Annotated in this window: 16 protein-coding genes and 1 tRNA gene; 2 read left to right on the plus strand and 15 right to left on the minus strand. The window is 49.9% G+C overall.

Going from position 1 to position 14,424, the window contains the following annotated elements; translation table 11 throughout:
* Positions 1 to 166: 166 nt before the first annotated feature.
* The 4 genes from NST43_RS31285 to rpsF form a co-directional block, all read right to left on the minus strand.
* Positions 167 to 2,140, minus strand: coding sequence for a DNA mismatch repair protein MutS (locus NST43_RS31285; RefSeq protein ID WP_339221411.1), 1,974 nt, complete (start codon positions 2,138 to 2,140; stop codon positions 167 to 169).
* Between the two features lie 557 nt (positions 2,141 to 2,697).
* Positions 2,698 to 2,970: a 30S ribosomal protein S18 gene (gene rpsR, locus NST43_RS31290; protein WP_036699837.1), complete on the minus strand. Its 273-nt coding sequence runs from the start codon at positions 2,968 to 2,970 to the stop codon at positions 2,698 to 2,700.
* A 21-nt stretch (positions 2,971 to 2,991) separates the two neighbouring features.
* Positions 2,992 to 3,507 (minus strand): single-stranded DNA-binding protein, encoded by a 516-nt coding sequence (gene ssb / locus NST43_RS31295; protein WP_173134671.1) that lies wholly within the window; start codon positions 3,505 to 3,507, stop codon positions 2,992 to 2,994.
* Positions 3,508 to 3,556: 49 nt separating this feature from the next.
* On the minus strand, positions 3,557 to 3,841 hold the full coding sequence (gene rpsF, locus NST43_RS31300) for a 30S ribosomal protein S6 (protein ID WP_036699842.1): 285 nt from the start codon (positions 3,839 to 3,841) through the stop codon (positions 3,557 to 3,559).
* Between the two features lie 247 nt (positions 3,842 to 4,088).
* Between rpsF and NST43_RS31305 the strand changes: the two genes are divergently transcribed.
* A complete protein-coding gene (locus NST43_RS31305; protein WP_209987382.1) occupies positions 4,089 to 4,286 on the plus strand; it encodes a YjzC family protein in 198 nt (65 codons plus the stop codon).
* Positions 4,287 to 4,621: 335 nt separating this feature from the next.
* Here NST43_RS31305 and NST43_RS31310 read toward each other — a convergent pair.
* The 4 genes from NST43_RS31310 to NST43_RS31325 all read right to left on the minus strand — a co-directional run bounded on the left by NST43_RS31310 (position 4,622) and on the right by NST43_RS31325 (position 6,304).
* Positions 4,622 to 4,712 (minus strand) — tRNA-Ser (locus NST43_RS31310).
* A 76-nt stretch (positions 4,713 to 4,788) separates the two neighbouring features.
* Positions 4,789 to 5,001 (minus strand): DUF951 family protein, encoded by a 213-nt coding sequence (locus NST43_RS31315; protein WP_209987549.1) that lies wholly within the window; start codon positions 4,999 to 5,001, stop codon positions 4,789 to 4,791.
* Positions 5,001 to 6,035 carry a mechanosensitive ion channel family protein gene (locus NST43_RS31320; RefSeq protein ID WP_339221415.1) on the minus strand — a complete coding sequence of 345 codons (1,035 nt, stop codon included), beginning with the start codon at positions 6,033 to 6,035 and terminating at the stop codon, positions 5,001 to 5,003. The genes NST43_RS31315 and NST43_RS31320 overlap by 1 nt, the downstream gene beginning before the upstream one ends.
* Positions 6,032 to 6,304: a DUF3343 domain-containing protein gene (locus tag NST43_RS31325; protein WP_339221416.1), complete on the minus strand. Its 273-nt coding sequence runs from the start codon at positions 6,302 to 6,304 to the stop codon at positions 6,032 to 6,034. Before NST43_RS31325 ends, NST43_RS31320 begins: the two co-directional genes overlap by 4 nt.
* 197 nt (positions 6,305 to 6,501) lie before the next feature.
* On the opposite strand from NST43_RS31325, the gene yyaC reads away from it, so the two are divergent.
* The gene (yyaC, locus tag NST43_RS31330; protein ID WP_209987552.1) at positions 6,502 to 7,110 is read left to right on the plus strand and encodes a spore protease YyaC; all 609 of its coding nucleotides are present in this window, start codon (positions 6,502 to 6,504) and stop codon (positions 7,108 to 7,110) included.
* Here the strand turns inward: yyaC and NST43_RS31335 are convergent.
* From NST43_RS31335 to mnmG, 7 genes are all read right to left on the minus strand, one after another.
* On the minus strand, positions 7,082 to 7,582 hold the full coding sequence (locus NST43_RS31335; RefSeq protein WP_209987391.1) for a DUF4446 family protein: 501 nt from the start codon (positions 7,580 to 7,582) through the stop codon (positions 7,082 to 7,084). The two genes, yyaC and NST43_RS31335, sit on opposite strands and share 29 nt — an antisense overlap.
* A gap of 86 nt (positions 7,583 to 7,668) precedes the next feature.
* Positions 7,669 to 8,832, minus strand: a complete 1,164-nt coding sequence (locus NST43_RS31340; protein ID WP_209987393.1) for an aminotransferase class V-fold PLP-dependent enzyme — start codon at positions 8,830 to 8,832, stop codon at positions 7,669 to 7,671.
* A 92-nt stretch (positions 8,833 to 8,924) separates the two neighbouring features.
* Positions 8,925 to 9,767: a ParB/RepB/Spo0J family partition protein gene (locus tag NST43_RS31345; protein WP_209987395.1), complete on the minus strand. Its 843-nt coding sequence runs from the start codon at positions 9,765 to 9,767 to the stop codon at positions 8,925 to 8,927.
* Positions 9,760 to 10,521 carry a ParA family protein gene (locus tag NST43_RS31350; protein ID WP_209987398.1) on the minus strand — a complete coding sequence of 254 codons (762 nt, stop codon included), beginning with the start codon at positions 10,519 to 10,521 and terminating at the stop codon, positions 9,760 to 9,762. Before NST43_RS31350 ends, NST43_RS31345 begins: the two co-directional genes overlap by 8 nt.
* A 166-nt stretch (positions 10,522 to 10,687) precedes the next feature.
* Positions 10,688 to 11,503 (minus strand): nucleoid occlusion protein, encoded by an 816-nt coding sequence (gene noc, locus NST43_RS31355; RefSeq protein ID WP_209987401.1) that lies wholly within the window; start codon positions 11,501 to 11,503, stop codon positions 10,688 to 10,690.
* A gap of 296 nt (positions 11,504 to 11,799) precedes the next feature.
* The gene (gene rsmG, locus NST43_RS31360) at positions 11,800 to 12,522 is read right to left on the minus strand and encodes a 16S rRNA (guanine(527)-N(7))-methyltransferase RsmG (RefSeq protein WP_339221422.1); all 723 of its coding nucleotides are present in this window, start codon (positions 12,520 to 12,522) and stop codon (positions 11,800 to 11,802) included.
* Positions 12,523 to 12,525: 3 nt separating this feature from the next.
* Positions 12,526 to 14,412, minus strand: coding sequence for a tRNA uridine-5-carboxymethylaminomethyl(34) synthesis enzyme MnmG (gene mnmG / locus NST43_RS31365; RefSeq protein WP_339221423.1), 1,887 nt, complete (start codon positions 14,410 to 14,412; stop codon positions 12,526 to 12,528).
* Positions 14,413 to 14,424: the final 12 nt, after the last annotated feature.

Below are 14,424 nucleotides of genomic sequence, written 5' to 3' on the forward strand. Positions count from 1 at the left end.
GTAATGCCTATTATGCAGATTGTGGACAATTCATTATTCCACATTATAGAGAATATACAATATTCACTGTAAAGTGAAGTCTTTAATTTATTTTGGGTCAGCCAAGAACCCTTCCTTTATTGAAAAAAGCCTGCCCTGACGGGCAGACTCCAGGTACAGCAGTGTCTTATTTTTCCTCCCCGGGATGGATGATGCTCAGGCCCTCCACATGCTTTTTCCGCATCAGCTTACGCTTCTTCCGGGTCTCCTTGCTCTCAAAAATAATATCAAAATCATAATCCTCCGGGTACAGCTCCTCCTTGGACAGATAAGGCTTCAGCCGCTTATGGTTAATGCTCAGCTTCTGCTGCTGAATCATCACTCCGACCCTCCCCCGGCTGTCCTTCCTCTCATAGACAATTCCCGTGCGCCCTAGCGAGCTGACATAGACGGCATCCCCTACCTCAAATTCAGGTTTCCGAACATTCTCCTCCTGTACTGCATCCTTTCCATTTCCATGTCCATGCTCTCCAGTAGCTGTTCTGTCCGCTCTTGGGGGTATTCCAGCTTCTGCAGCTTTAGCCCTCTGTGCAGCTCTGATAGCGTCCTTCCAAGGGCTGTGGCCGCCTCTGTGCCCTTGCTGCTCTGTAACGAGCTGTTTCGCCCGCTCAATGACGGAATGGACAATACCCAGCTTCTCGGCGATCTGTAGCGCATAGCTCTCGCCCGCCTCGCCAATCGTCAGCTGATACAGCGGCTGCAGAGTATTCTTATCGAACTCCATGCGCGCATTCTCGAAGCCTGACGTCGCGGCCGCGAAGGCCTTCAGCTCATTGAAGTGGGTCGTTACCACGATATTGGCCCCCTTCCGGTTCAGCTCCTCCAGAATCGCGATGGACAGCGCGAACCCTTCACCGGGGTCTGTGCCCGCTGCCAGCTCATCAATTAGCAGCAGCACGCCTCTGCCGGCATCATAGAGCATTCCTTCAATACTCTTCATCTGTGCCGAGAAGGTACTCAGGGACTGTGTCAGGCTCTGTCCGTCTCCGATTACGCTCATTACATTGGTGAAGACGGGGAAGTCGCTGCCGGGATCAACCGGGATCAGCAGGCCGGACTGTGCCATTAATACGAGCAGCCCCAAGGTTTTGAGCACAACCGTCTTGCCGCCTGTATTCGGCCCGGTTACGATCAGCGATTTATACCCCTGGCCCAGCTCCAGACTGACCGGCACCATCTCCTTCAGCAGCGGGTGCCGGCCGCCATTCATCCTCAGATAACCGCGTTCGTTCAGAGCGACTGGCCCCGCATCCATTACCCGGGCGTATTTCCCTTTGGCAAAAATAAAGTCATAACTGCCCGTTACCTCAATATTAAGCCGAATAGCGGCCTGCTCCTGCTCTAACAGCCCTGTCAGCATACTCAGGATTATTCCTTCCTCACGGGCCTCGTCGGCAGTTAGCAGCTCTATCTCCCCCTGAAGCGAGGCTACCTCATCCGGCTCCACGAATACCGTCTGCCCGCTGGTGGACTGGTCCAGCACCGAGCCCTTAATTTGCTTGTGATACTCCCGTTTCACCGGGATGACATAACGGCCGCCGCGCATACTGACCAGACTATCCTGCAAAATCGATTTGTGGCGGTTCATGATGCCCTCCAGCTTCCGGTGAAGGCGCTCCTTGGCAGCCTTCAGCCGTTTGCGTACCCGTTCCAGTCCTTTGCTGGCCTGGTCATCGATGACCCCCAGCCGGATACAACGTTCAATCTCATCACGGACCCCGTTCAGCTCCTGTAGGGATGCCCCGTAAGCGGCGATGCGCGGCGCAATCTGCTCCTTGGCGGCCATGTACTTCCTCAGCTGTCCGCAGCTGTTCAGAAACTGGGAAACTGCGGTGAAATCCTGCTCATTATACATGTATCCGGTCCCGAGTAACGACAGCACCCATTCAATGCCTTCCAGCGAGGGAATCGGCACACTGGCTCCGCGCTCCAGCAGCTCCTTTGCTTCCTGCGCCTCCTCGAGCGCCCGGTGTATGGCTGGCAGGTAGACCATCGGTTCTAGCTCGCTGACATACCTTCTTCCTTCATAAGATACCGCATGACGCAGCAATTCCTGCTTAATCGTCTCATATTCCAGTGTGTGCAGACTTTGTAGATTCAAGCTGAATTCCTCCTTGTATACAAGTATGTTTCTTATCCCAATCCACTGCGCATAACGCAAAAAGAGGGCAAAGAACCGCCACCACGGCAGTCTTCGCCCTCTTTTTGCTGCTACTTATCCTCTTTAGCTTCAAGGCTCCCCTTACGGAAAGACTCCTGAAAACAGAAAAAACCGTGCTGCAAGAGCACGGTTAATCACAAAGAGAACAATAGCCGGATAAAGAGGCCATCATGACGCTTCGCGTGTGTTCTTAACTAAATCATTCATTCCAGCAGCCCGCGGTCTATTCAGTCAGAGACGTCACCAGGACAGACTCTAACAAGACATGCCCTTGGAAAAATCAGAGCATTAGGCGGCTAAGAGCCGGAACGATATGAAATTGCTTAGTTAAGAACGCTCACCAACATCAAAATTTCCCCTTTAGTTATAGGATATCTGTAATTTACTACATCTGGAATCTATTTGTCAATGGAGAGTGAAGCAGTTTATCACCTTTGGGACTCCAGCTAAAACCCAAAAAAAAGCAGCCGGCTAAGCCGGCTGCTTCATAAAACGTCCTATTCTGTTGTGTAAGGCAGCAGCGCGATTTGACGCGAGCGCTTTACAGCAATAGTCAGAGCGCGTTGGTATTTTGCACTAGTACCTGTTACACGACGCGGCAAAATCTTTCCGCGTTCGCTGATGAACTTCTTAAGAAGCTCAGTGTCTTTATAATCAATGTGAGTAATCTTGTTCACAGTGAAATAGCACACTTTTTTACGCTTGTTGCGTCCACCACGACGTGCCGGTCTTTTGTCGTTGTCCGCACCTTCTCTTGGTTTGAAAGCCATGTTCAGTTCAGTCCTTCCTTATTAAAATGGCAAATCATCGTCCGATATATCGATCGGTTTTCCATCGCCCGAAAAAGGATCTTGGGTATTGTTGTTACGCGAGAAATTATTGTTATTTCCATTTCCGCGAGCACTGTTCCCACCGTTACCGCCGCCACCTAAGGCTGGCTCTTCAGGCATACTTCCACCACTTGATGCATTTCCGCCTTCACGGCTCTGCGCGGATTCCAGGAAACGGACATTATCGGCAATAACTTCAGTAACGTATACACGTTTGCCTTCGTTATTCTCGTAATTCCGTACTTGGATGCGTCCTTCTACGGCTGCCAGTCTTCCTTTGCGCAAGTAATTGGCACAGGTCTCAGCCAGCTGTCTCCAGGTTACTACCGGGATAAAGTCCGCTTCACGTTCACCATTCTGGCCCGTAAAGTTACGGTCTACGGCAAGCGTAAACTGTGTTACGGCAACACCAGCAGGAGTATAACGAAGTTCCGGGTCACGGGTCAACCGACCGATCAGAATGATACGGTTCAACAATTAGGTCCCCTCCTTAATAGCGCGATTCGTTACAAAGCTTGTCAATATCTTAGGCAACGTCGTTCGTAATGAGATAACGAATTACTTCGTCAGAAATCTTCATGATACGCTCAAGTTCAGTAACTACTGCAGGTTCTGCACTGAAGTTAACCAAAACAAAAACGCCATCACGATGTTTCTTGATCTCATACGCAAGACGGCGTTTACCTTGTACGTCGTGCTTTGTAATTTCTCCGCCGTTGGAGATGATGCCTTGGAATTTTTCGACTGCTGCTTGAACGGCTTCTTGTTCAATGTCAGGACGAATAATGTACATGACTTCATATTTGCGCATAATTTTCACCTCCTTATGGTCTGAGGCCCCTAATCAGGTCAGGAGCAAGGAACGAGCACAAACATAGACTCGCACCAAATCAATATACCAAATTGAGTAGAGGATTGCAAGTTTTATTAATACGTTCCAGATGCTGGACCCAAGAAAAAACTGTTGCCGGATTCCGTAAGAACCCCAGAGTAATCCCTGCTAGCCAGGGCAACAATATAACGGCTTCATCATTCTATGACAGGAGGGATATCCACCAATGGGCGAACAAACGGAATACGAAAAGGGCGACAAAGCCCCCAACCCGGGCATTTACACCGAAGTAGGCGAAGCGCGGAGCTTCCACACCGAGATTCAGAATCCGAAGCAGATCACGATGGAGAAAGGCGACACCTTCCCTGAAACCACCAACCAGAACCGCAAGTGGAAAAAAGTCGAGAAGGCCCGCGTCCATTAATTTGGTACAGCCAGGTATAAAACCCTGAAGGCCGCACATACTAGACCCAGGCAGTACAAAAGAGAGGTGTGGTTCCGTTGAACGTCGCAGACGAACACGATCACAGGGATTCTGAATTCAGCAGCTATCGTAGCACGGGTTTCAATACCCAATCACAGTAGTGGCTATAGACAGAGACTTCCGAACATCATTGCTGTACTGCCTCTGGAAGAGAGACCTGAGAAGGTCTCTCTTTTTGCATGCCTGTATCTGGACTGCGCACCGAAGTAATAAGACACAAAAAAGCCCCCGTATCAAAACGGAGGACTCATAGTTTAAGTATATAATTGCTGAAGTGGCGGAGAGGGTGGGATTCGAACCCACGCACGCTGTGACACGCCTAACTGATTTCGAGTCAGCCCCCTTGGGCCTCTTGGGTACCTCTCCGCAGCAAGAGTTATCATATCATGCTGAACTCACAATTGCAAGCATAATTAACCTACGCTTCCCTTCCTGCGCCAGCTTAATTATTCTCCGCTCCGCTTTCCGCTGACTGCAGCACCTTCTTCAGATTCTTCTCGAATTTGGCGCGGGGAATGAGGACGCTATGCTGACAGCCGGTGCACTTAATCCGGATATCCATCCCCATACGAATAATCTCCATCTCGTTCGTCCCGCAGGGATGCTGCTTCTTCATCTGTACAATATCACCCAGCCCGAATACCTTGCGTTCCATCACTCTTCCCCCTTCTCTCCCTCTTGCGCGGCAGCCATCTGTCGTCTTGGGCTTGCCTCATGCTCCTTACGGGCTCTACGGGCTTCCTCTGCGCGTTCCTGCTCACGAGCTGCCTCAGCTTCTCTTGCCTCCCTCTCCGCCTGCTCACACGCCTCCTGCTTGGCCTTAGCGGCCTCTAGGGCGCTCTGCTTCTCCAGAGCATGCTTGATATCGTTCTGAATCTGCCGCTCGGCAGCATCCCTGGCATTAGGCAGGCAATTCGCCGCTACACGGATGACATACTCCGAGGTGCTCATCGACTGGATTCCCAGAATATTAGGGTAGGCAATGACACTGGAGCTCCGCTCCTCGATGCCCTGAAGCGCCTCGCCGATCAGTGCCAGGGTGGCTTCCAGTCCGCGCTCTATTTTGACCGGAACATCTACTACAGCCAGTGCATTCGCCAGCGAATAATTCGTGACATTTACAATCGTGCCGTTAGGGATGATGTGTATCTCGCCCGTAGCACTTAATAGCCTTGTCGTCCTCAGGCCAATCATCTCTACTGTTCCCTTATAGGTTCCGCTCTGGATAACATCCCCCACTGCAAACTGATCCTCAAAAATGATAAAGAAGCCCGTAATCACATCTTTGACCAAACTTTGTGCGCCGAACCCTATAGCCAGCCCGACTACACCTGCTCCGGCGAGAAGCGGCTTCAGATCGAAGTTGAACTCCGACAGAACCAGCAGAATCATGGTGAAGTTACAGAAGAAGCTAACCACATTCTTCATCAGTCCGCCTACCGTGGAGAAACGGCGGTTGTTCGCTAACATTCTACCCCTCGTCTCCCGCTCCAGGGAACGGTCAATAACGCCCGAGACCACTCTGATAATCACCCGGGTCAGAATGAAGATCAGGAGAATCCGTATCCCCGCAAACAGCACGGCGGCCCACATATCCATATTGGTTATCCAGTCCCATATTCTATCCTTGAAGCGGACTGCATCCTTGAGGGCTTCTCCGCCAGTTGTTTCCAGTATCCAGTTATTCATCGAACCCCTCCTTCTTCCCCTACCTCTATATACCCGTCTCCCATAGCAGCTTTGGCATAGATTCCGCGGATCTCTATACTTTGCTCTGCCACAATGACCCGCACCTGTTCCAGCGCACTCCGGCAGAATTGGATCGACATCGCACAGCCGGCGGTGATCTCCTTTGGCGTAGGGAAGATATCGATTTCAATCTCCGCATATTCAAGCAGCATTTCGGCGCGCAGCGCCTGCTGGGTCGAATCAAAGGCTATCAGCAGTTCTTCCTCCACACTTCACGCCTCCCCTGGGCTATTGGTCCTATCTATTGCGGCCATAGTATAAAAAACCACTTCCATCCATATACTAGGATCATCAAAACACTCTCTCGCGGACGTAAGCCTTGGTAATCAGCAGCCTAGCAGACAGACCGCTTATTCAGCTGATTTTCCCCGTGATTCGCAGTCGCCGCCTCAGAAAGGACGATTATATGAATTTCTCTTCCAAAGCTCCACCACTTCAAGAACCATCCTGTTTAAAAATATCACATGCTGATCCCAATATCTATTCTGCCATTACCCACCGTCTGCTGTTCCACTTTTCGCGCACCCGCCCGGATACGCCTATTGTTATTATCTGCGTGGGGACAGACCGCTCTACCGGTGACTCCCTCGGCCCCTTGGTCGGCACGACACTGGCCCGCTTTCGCAGCCCGCTGTTCCATCTCTATGGAACGTTGGAGGAGCCGGTACATGCCATTAACCTGGAAGAGACCCTCACCCTTGTGTATCAAAAACATGCTAACCCGTTCATCATTGCCATTGATGCCTGCCTCGGCCAATCCACCAGCGTCGGCTGCATCCAGGTCGTTGAAGGTCCGCTGCGTCCCGGCGCAGGGGTCAACAAACAGCTTCCTCCAGTTGGTGATATCCATTTGACCGGCATCGTTAATGTGGGAGGATTCATGGAGTATTTCGTATTGCAGAACACCAGATTAAGCCTGGTAATGCGCTTGTCAGATATTATTTCATCCAGCCTCTACTCTGCCCTGAAGCAATGGAACCTGCATTCTAGATCTGCTGCAACGCGAGAGCAATGACCTCTTTTTCCTCCGGAGATAGAGGATACGGGGACTCTCCCTTTTCAAGCGGTTTAGCATAGATATATGAGTTCTCGCGGTTGTGCAGACTGCTCAGCACAATTCCGCTATGGTTGTCATCCAGAATGGCAAGCGAGAAGCTCAGATCATTGCCGCGTTCTCCAAAGGCATTATAGCGTTTCATCGCCACCTTAGACTTCATGCCGCGCATTTTGGTTTGTGCAGCTTCAAGCAGCGCCTTTTGCTCCTGCTGGGCCTCCTCCAGCATATCCCCCTGATTCTTCAGGTTGACCAGCAGATTCTCCAGATCCTCTATTCCATTTCCGCTCATCATGGCTTCATATCTGCTCCGCATTCTGCGAAGTTTGGTACCCTGGACAATCAGCATAATAGCCAGCAGTAAGATTACCCCGGCAAAGCCCATGATGAACACCGCTAATTGCTCGCTTAACAATTCATTTAATTCCGACATATTGAATCATCCTTTATATAAAGATAAGAATCCCCTCGCTGCAACGACACCGACCTGTACAATCCACCTGAATCCTTATCCATTTGTTATCTTGAACGGGATACGCCGAACATATCGTCCATGGCTGACAGTAGCCTCTGAACATCCTCTTCCGTGGAACTCACTCCCACACTTGCCCGCACTGCTCCGCTATCCAGCGTATCCGCAGATTGGTGGGCTAACGGTGTGCAATGCATCCCTGCACGTACGGCAATCTGGTATTCGCGGTCCAGCCGGTGGGCAATATGCGCCGACTCCTGTCCCTCTACGACAAAAGCCACAATTCCGCTGCGCGGAGCGCCCGGCGCCGGACCCAGAATCCGCATGCCCGGAATAGCAGCCAACCCTTCCATCAATAACTGTGTCAGCTTCCATTCCTGCCTATGAATCTGTTCTACTCCCAGAGCCTTAACCGCCTTCACACCAGCCAGCAGTCCGGCTATTCCGACGGCATTCTGTGTTCCTGCCTCATAACGATCCGGACGTACATTTGGCTGCTCAATATTCTCTGACTGACTGCCTGTTCCCCCATGCATTAGAGGCTCCAGATCCAGCTCAGGAGAGATATACAGCCCACCGGTCCCTTGTGGACCGAGCAGCCCTTTATGCCCTGGAAATGCCAGCAGATCAATATTCATGGCCGCCACATCGATATTAAGCGCCCCTGCACTCTGAGCAGCATCAACCAGGAATACAGCCCCATGCGATTTCACAACATCACCGATATCCCCAATCGGCAGAATACTCCCCAGCAGATTGGAGCTATGATTGCAGATCACCATCCGGGTGTTAGGACGCAGAGATCGCTGAAGCTCCTGAAGATTGATTTGGCCCTCACGGTCCGCCTGAATATAATCGACTTCAATCCCGATCATCCGGCGCAAATACTCCAAGGGTCTGCGCACTGAGTTATGTTCTGTCATCGTTGACACGACATGATCCCCAGGTTGAAGTGTGCCCTTAATAGCCATATTTAGCCCCATAGTTGTGTTATGAGTAAAAGCAATATCCTGGGCATTCGCTATACCAAATAGCTCTGCCAGCTGCATCCGCGCCCGGACCAACACCCGCCCTGTCCCGATAGCGAGTGAGTGATTGCCCCGCCCGGCATTGGCTCCTGCCTGCTCTAAGGCCTCTACCATGGCTACCGCCACCTCTGGCGGCTTCGGCCATGAAGTAGCTGCATGATCGAGATAGACCAACCGTTCCATCTTCCATCCTCCTTTTTTCGATTTAAAAAACATATCCCTCCATATCCGTATTAAGGATATCTCAGGATATGTTTTCGGTACAAATATCCACATCAGTCCCCTAGCAGTTCCAGCAATCTCTCCAGGTCTTGGGCACTGTAATAGTTTAATTCGATTTTCCCTTTTTCCTTACCTTGTTTGATTTTGACTGTTGTCTTGAACCGCTCCCGCAATACTTCCTCAACATTATCAATATAAGGATCGCGCTTAACGACCTTGGCCTTGATCCCGTTAGCAGGTTTGCGGTCAATATTCTTCACTACCTCTTCCAGTTCTCTAACACTCCACTGAAGCTCAACACATTGTGCAGCCAGTTGTTTGATCATCTCCGGATCTTTCAGGGCAACAATTGCACGGGCATGTCCCATCGAAATTGTTCCACGTGAAACATAATCTTTCACTTCTTCCGGCAAGCTAAGCAGCCGCAAAAAGTTAGCGATATGCGATCTGGACTTTCCGACTTTAAGTGAAAGCTCTTCCTGGGTCAGCGAGAATTGATCCATCAATCCTTGATAGGCAACCGCTATTTCCATAGCGTTAAGATTCTCACGTTGCAGGTTCTCGATCAGGGCAATCTCCATTACCTGCTGATCACTTAGGCTACGTACCACTGCAGGAATTGTAGCTTTACCGCAATACTGCGAGGCCCGGAATCTCCGCTCCCCGGCAATAATCTCATACCCTTTTAACACACTACGCACAATGATCGGCTGGATAACTCCGTGCTGTCTTATGGATTCTGCAAGCTCCTGGATTGCCTCTTCATTGAAGTCCTTGCGCGGCTGATAGGGATTGGCTCTCAGCTGCGTCAACGGGATCTCTACTACCTTGTCGTCTTCATTGATAGAGAGAGAAGGTATTAATGCATCCAAGCCTTTCCCCAATCGCTTACTCATAAGAGATCACTTCCTTTGCCAACTCTAAATATACTTCCGCTCCCTTGGAACGGGAATCGTAGGTAATAATCGACTGTCCATGTGAAGGAGCTTCACTGAGGCGCACATTCCGCGGAATAATCGTTCTGTATACCTTTTCCTGGAAATATTTTTTCACCTCTTCAATGACCTGAATTCCTAGATTCGTCCGGGCATCCAGCATAGTCAGCAATACTCCCTCTATTTTGAGATGAGGGTTAAGATTCTTCTGCACCAGCCTGACAGTATTGAGCAGCTGGCTTAGCCCTTCAAGCGCATAATATTCGCATTGTATAGGGATGATCACTGAATCTGCAGCCGTTAGAGAGTTAATGGTAAGAATCCCTAATGATGGAGGGCAATCTATGATAATGTAATCATAATTTGCCTTCACTGCATTCAGTGCCTTTTTCAGCTTCAGTTCTCTCGATATGGTTGAGACCAGTTCGATCTCTGCCCCTGCCAGTTGAATCGTTGCCGGAATAATATGCAGGCCCTCAATCCGGGTCTCCTGTATCGTTTCCTGGGGATTCACTTCATTAATAAGAATATCATAGATGCAATTCTCTACATCCGCTTTGTTGACGCCAACGCCGCTCGTAGTGTTGCCTTGCGGATCAATATCAACAAGCAGCACTCTCTTCCCCAGAGTAGCCATGCTGGCACCCAGGTTTACAGAGGTTGTTGTTTTACCGACCCCACCTTTTTGATTTGCTATGGCAATAATCTTGGACACTTATTTCACCTCGAATTGTTTAGAAAGAATCATCTCGTAGTTCTTAGCTGTTAACGGCATAATAATCTGGATTTACGGCATCACGTTTGCGGAGATGTAGACGTTCGGAGCTAGTCATAGAAAAGGCGGCCAACACCTCAGGGCCGCCTTCAGCTTTTGTAACCATTTATCGTTTTGGAATTTGGATAACAATTTCATAATGATCGCCGCGATCATTCTCGGAGGTCTTAATCTCCATTCCTGAACCGGTCACCATATCTATAGATTGGCGAATTGTATTAAGAGCGAGACGAACATCTTTGGTATAGGAGGTTCGTTTTGATTTTTTAGTCTGGCTTACAGCCTTATAAAAGGCAATACGTGCTTCTGTTTGTTTTACATTCAATTCCTTGGAAATAATCTCAGCCAGCACCTTATGCTGCATCTCCTCAGTGTCCAGCGACAAGAGCGAGCGTGCATGGCGCTCCGTAATTTTTCTTTCCATTAATGCCGTCTTGACCTGTTCGGGCAAATTCAGCAAGCGGATTTTGTTGGCAATGGTAGATTGGCTTTTGCCAAGCCGCTGAGCCAGACTTTCCTGGGTCAATTGATGCAAGTCAATCAGCTTCTGATACGCAATTGCCTCTTCAATAGAAGTTAAGCCCTCACGCTGCAGGTTCTCTATCAATGCGATGGAAGCAGCCTGTGAATCATTGAATTCGCGCACAAGCGCCGGAATGGTCTCCATGCCCAGCTTTTTAACCGCCCGCCAGCGTCTTTCGCCTGCAATAATCTCATACTTTGAATCACGCATACGCACAACGATCGGCTGGATCACTCCATGAGTTTTGATAGTCTGACATAACTCATCTATCTTCTCATCATCGAAAATGGTCCGTGGCTGATACGGACTGCTGATGACCTCATGAACCGGGATTTGTTTGATCTCTTCTCCGCTGCTCCGCTCGGTAAATCCAAAAAGCTTGGTGAATTGTTCTTTCATTCCGTTCATAACCACCTAATTTCGTTATAGTACGATCTCTAAACCTTTCATGCGAAAAGCTTATCGTACAGCGTAAGACGGCCGAGCAATAATTCTAATCCTATCTATTAAAAGACTTACTATATTATTCTATCACTTTTCTGCTAATAATCCTATTCTCCATACTGACCTATTTTTCCTGCAATACAGCTTGAAATGAGGTAGCTTTCCTTAAAAATAAAAAGATCAAGCTCACTTTTGCATGAGCTTGATCCAGTAGAACAGAAGACAGTCAATTGTTGTTTCACGTGAAACAATTAGATGAGTGGCGACTTGGCAGGTACGCCGGGATTCCGTGGATACTTGGACGGTGTTGCCCCCGTCTTACGTACAAGAATAATGTGGCGGGAAGATTCTTCCACCGGAAGAGTAAAGGATTCTACCTTGTGCAGCTCAGCACGCAGTTCCTTGAAGCTGCGCTTGGCCTCTTCCAGTTCCTCCGTCGGATCGCTCCCTTTCATAGCAGCGAAGATTCCATCCTTGCGGGTGAATGGCAGACAGAATTCATTCAGCAGCGATAAGCGGGCCACTGCACGGGCAGTGACCACATCATAAGCATCGCGGTGGACAAACTGTCTGGCGACATCCTCTGCCCGGCCGTGGATAAGCTGTACATCCGTTAAGCCTAGGCGATCACAGACATGCTGCAAGAAGGTGATCCGTTTGCTAAGTGAATCCACAATCGTCAGCTTAAGCTGAGGGAAGCATATTTTCAGGGGAATTCCAGGGAACCCCGCTCCCGAGCCGATATCAGCAAGACTCTTCGTCTCCTGCATATTCACATAGAAGGCTAAGGATAAAGAATCATAGAAGTGCTTGGTATAGACCTGGCCCCGCTCTGTGATCCCGGTTAGATTCATCTTCTCATTCCAGGAGACCAGCTCCTGGTAATAGAGTTCAAATTGTTCAAGCTGCTTCATTGAGAGTTCAACCCCTCGCTCCTTGAGCAGGGCGGTGAACTCGGCTACTGTTGTATCCATAGATTATCCTTTCGCCGCTGTTACACGGTTATAGTGCTCCAGATGAACCAGCAGAATTGAGATATCTGCCGGTGTAACTCCTCCGATGCGGGAAGCCTGGCCTATCGAGATTGGAGCGATTTTGGTCAGCTTTTGCCGGGCCTCCATTGCCAGTCCATGAATCTCATTATAATTGATGTCGTCAGGAATCTTCTTCTTCTCCATCTTCTGCAGCTTCTCCACATGTTGGAGCTGTTTCTCAATATAGCCGGCATACTTAATCTGAATCTCTACCTGCTCCTTCATCTCTTCATCCAGTTCTTCCGGGGAAGGAGAGATCAGATCCACGAAGCTGTAGGCTAACTCAGGGCGGCGCATTAAGGTCAGCAGATTACTTCCGTCCACAATTGGTGCAGATCCATAACCGGCTAGAGCTTCATTCACCTGAACCGGTTTGACCTTCGTCTCCTGCAAACGGATAATCTCACGGTCTACCCGACCTTTTTTATCAAGGAAGGCTTCATAGCGCTGCTCTGGTATCAGTCCAATGTCATAGCCGATTGGCGTCAAGCGGAGATCCGCATTATCATGACGGAGCAGCAGCCGGTATTCCGCACGGGAAGTCAGCAGACGATAAGGCTCATTCGTTCCCTTGGTAACGAGATCATCGATCAGAACGCCAATATAGCCCTGCGAACGGTCCAGTACCACCGGTTCCTTCTCCTGCACTTTACGCGCTGCATTGATGCCTGCAATAATTCCCTGCCCTGCCGCTTCCTCATAACCGGAGGTGCCGTTGATTTGTCCCGCAGTGAATAGTCCGGGCAGACGTTTGGTTTCCAGAGAAGGCCAGAGCTGCGTGGGAACCATGGCATCATATTCAATGGCATAGCCGTTGCGCATCATCTCTACTTTCTCCATACCGGGAATAGACCGCAGGACCGCCAGCTGAACATCCTCAGGAAGGCTTGTAGACAGGCCTTGTACATAGTATTCCGATGTGTTTTTACCTTCCGGCTCCAGGAAGATCTGATGCTGTGATTTATCACTGAACCGGACGACCTTATCTTCAATCGAAGGACAATAACGCGGACCTGTTCCTTCAATAATACCGGTGAACATCGGCGCCCGGTGCAGATTATCATTAATGATCTGATGGGTAACCGGAGAGGTGTAGGTCAGCCAGCACGGCAATTGCTCATTATCCGAGGATTTGGTTTCAAAAGAGAAGAATTTCAGCTTCTCATCGCCCGGCTGGATTTCCGTCTTGGAGAAATCAATCGAATCCTTGTGGACACGCGGCGGTGTTCCTGTCTTGAATCGGACCAAATCGAACCCCAGTTCGCGTAGATTCTCGGACAGCCGTATAGACGGCTGCTGATTATTCGGCCCGCTCTCATACGTCAGCTCACCCATAATCACTTTGCCGCGCAGATAGGTTCCCGTGGTCAGAATAACGGTCTTGCTGTGATACACCGTCCCGGTCTTCGTCACTACTCCGGCGCAGCGTCCGTCTTGGGCGATCAGCTCCTCCACCATCCCCTGGCGCAGGGTCAGATTAGGAGTCTTCTCCATCGTTTCTTTCATTGCGTGCTGATAGAGGAACTTGTCGGCTTGTGCACGCAAAGCGTGAACAGCAGGCCCCTTGCCTGTATTAAGCATTCGCAGCTGAATGAAGGTCTTATCTATATTGCGGCCCATTTCTCCGCCCAGTGCATCGATTTCACGCACCACATGGCCCTTGGCGGGTCCGCCAATCGATGGATTACAGGGCATGAAGGCCACCATATCCAGGTTAATCGTGATCATCAGTGTGCGGCTGCCCATCCGTGCAGCAGCCAGAGCCGCTTCGCAGCCGGCATGTCCGGCGCCGATGACGATAACATCATAGCTGCCTCCATCATAATTCATAACGGTTCCTCC

The organism is Paenibacillus sp. FSL H8-0332, from assembly GCF_037963835.1.
Taxonomy (GTDB): Bacteria; Bacillota; Bacilli; order Paenibacillales; family Paenibacillaceae; genus Paenibacillus_AQ; species Paenibacillus_AQ rhizoplanae.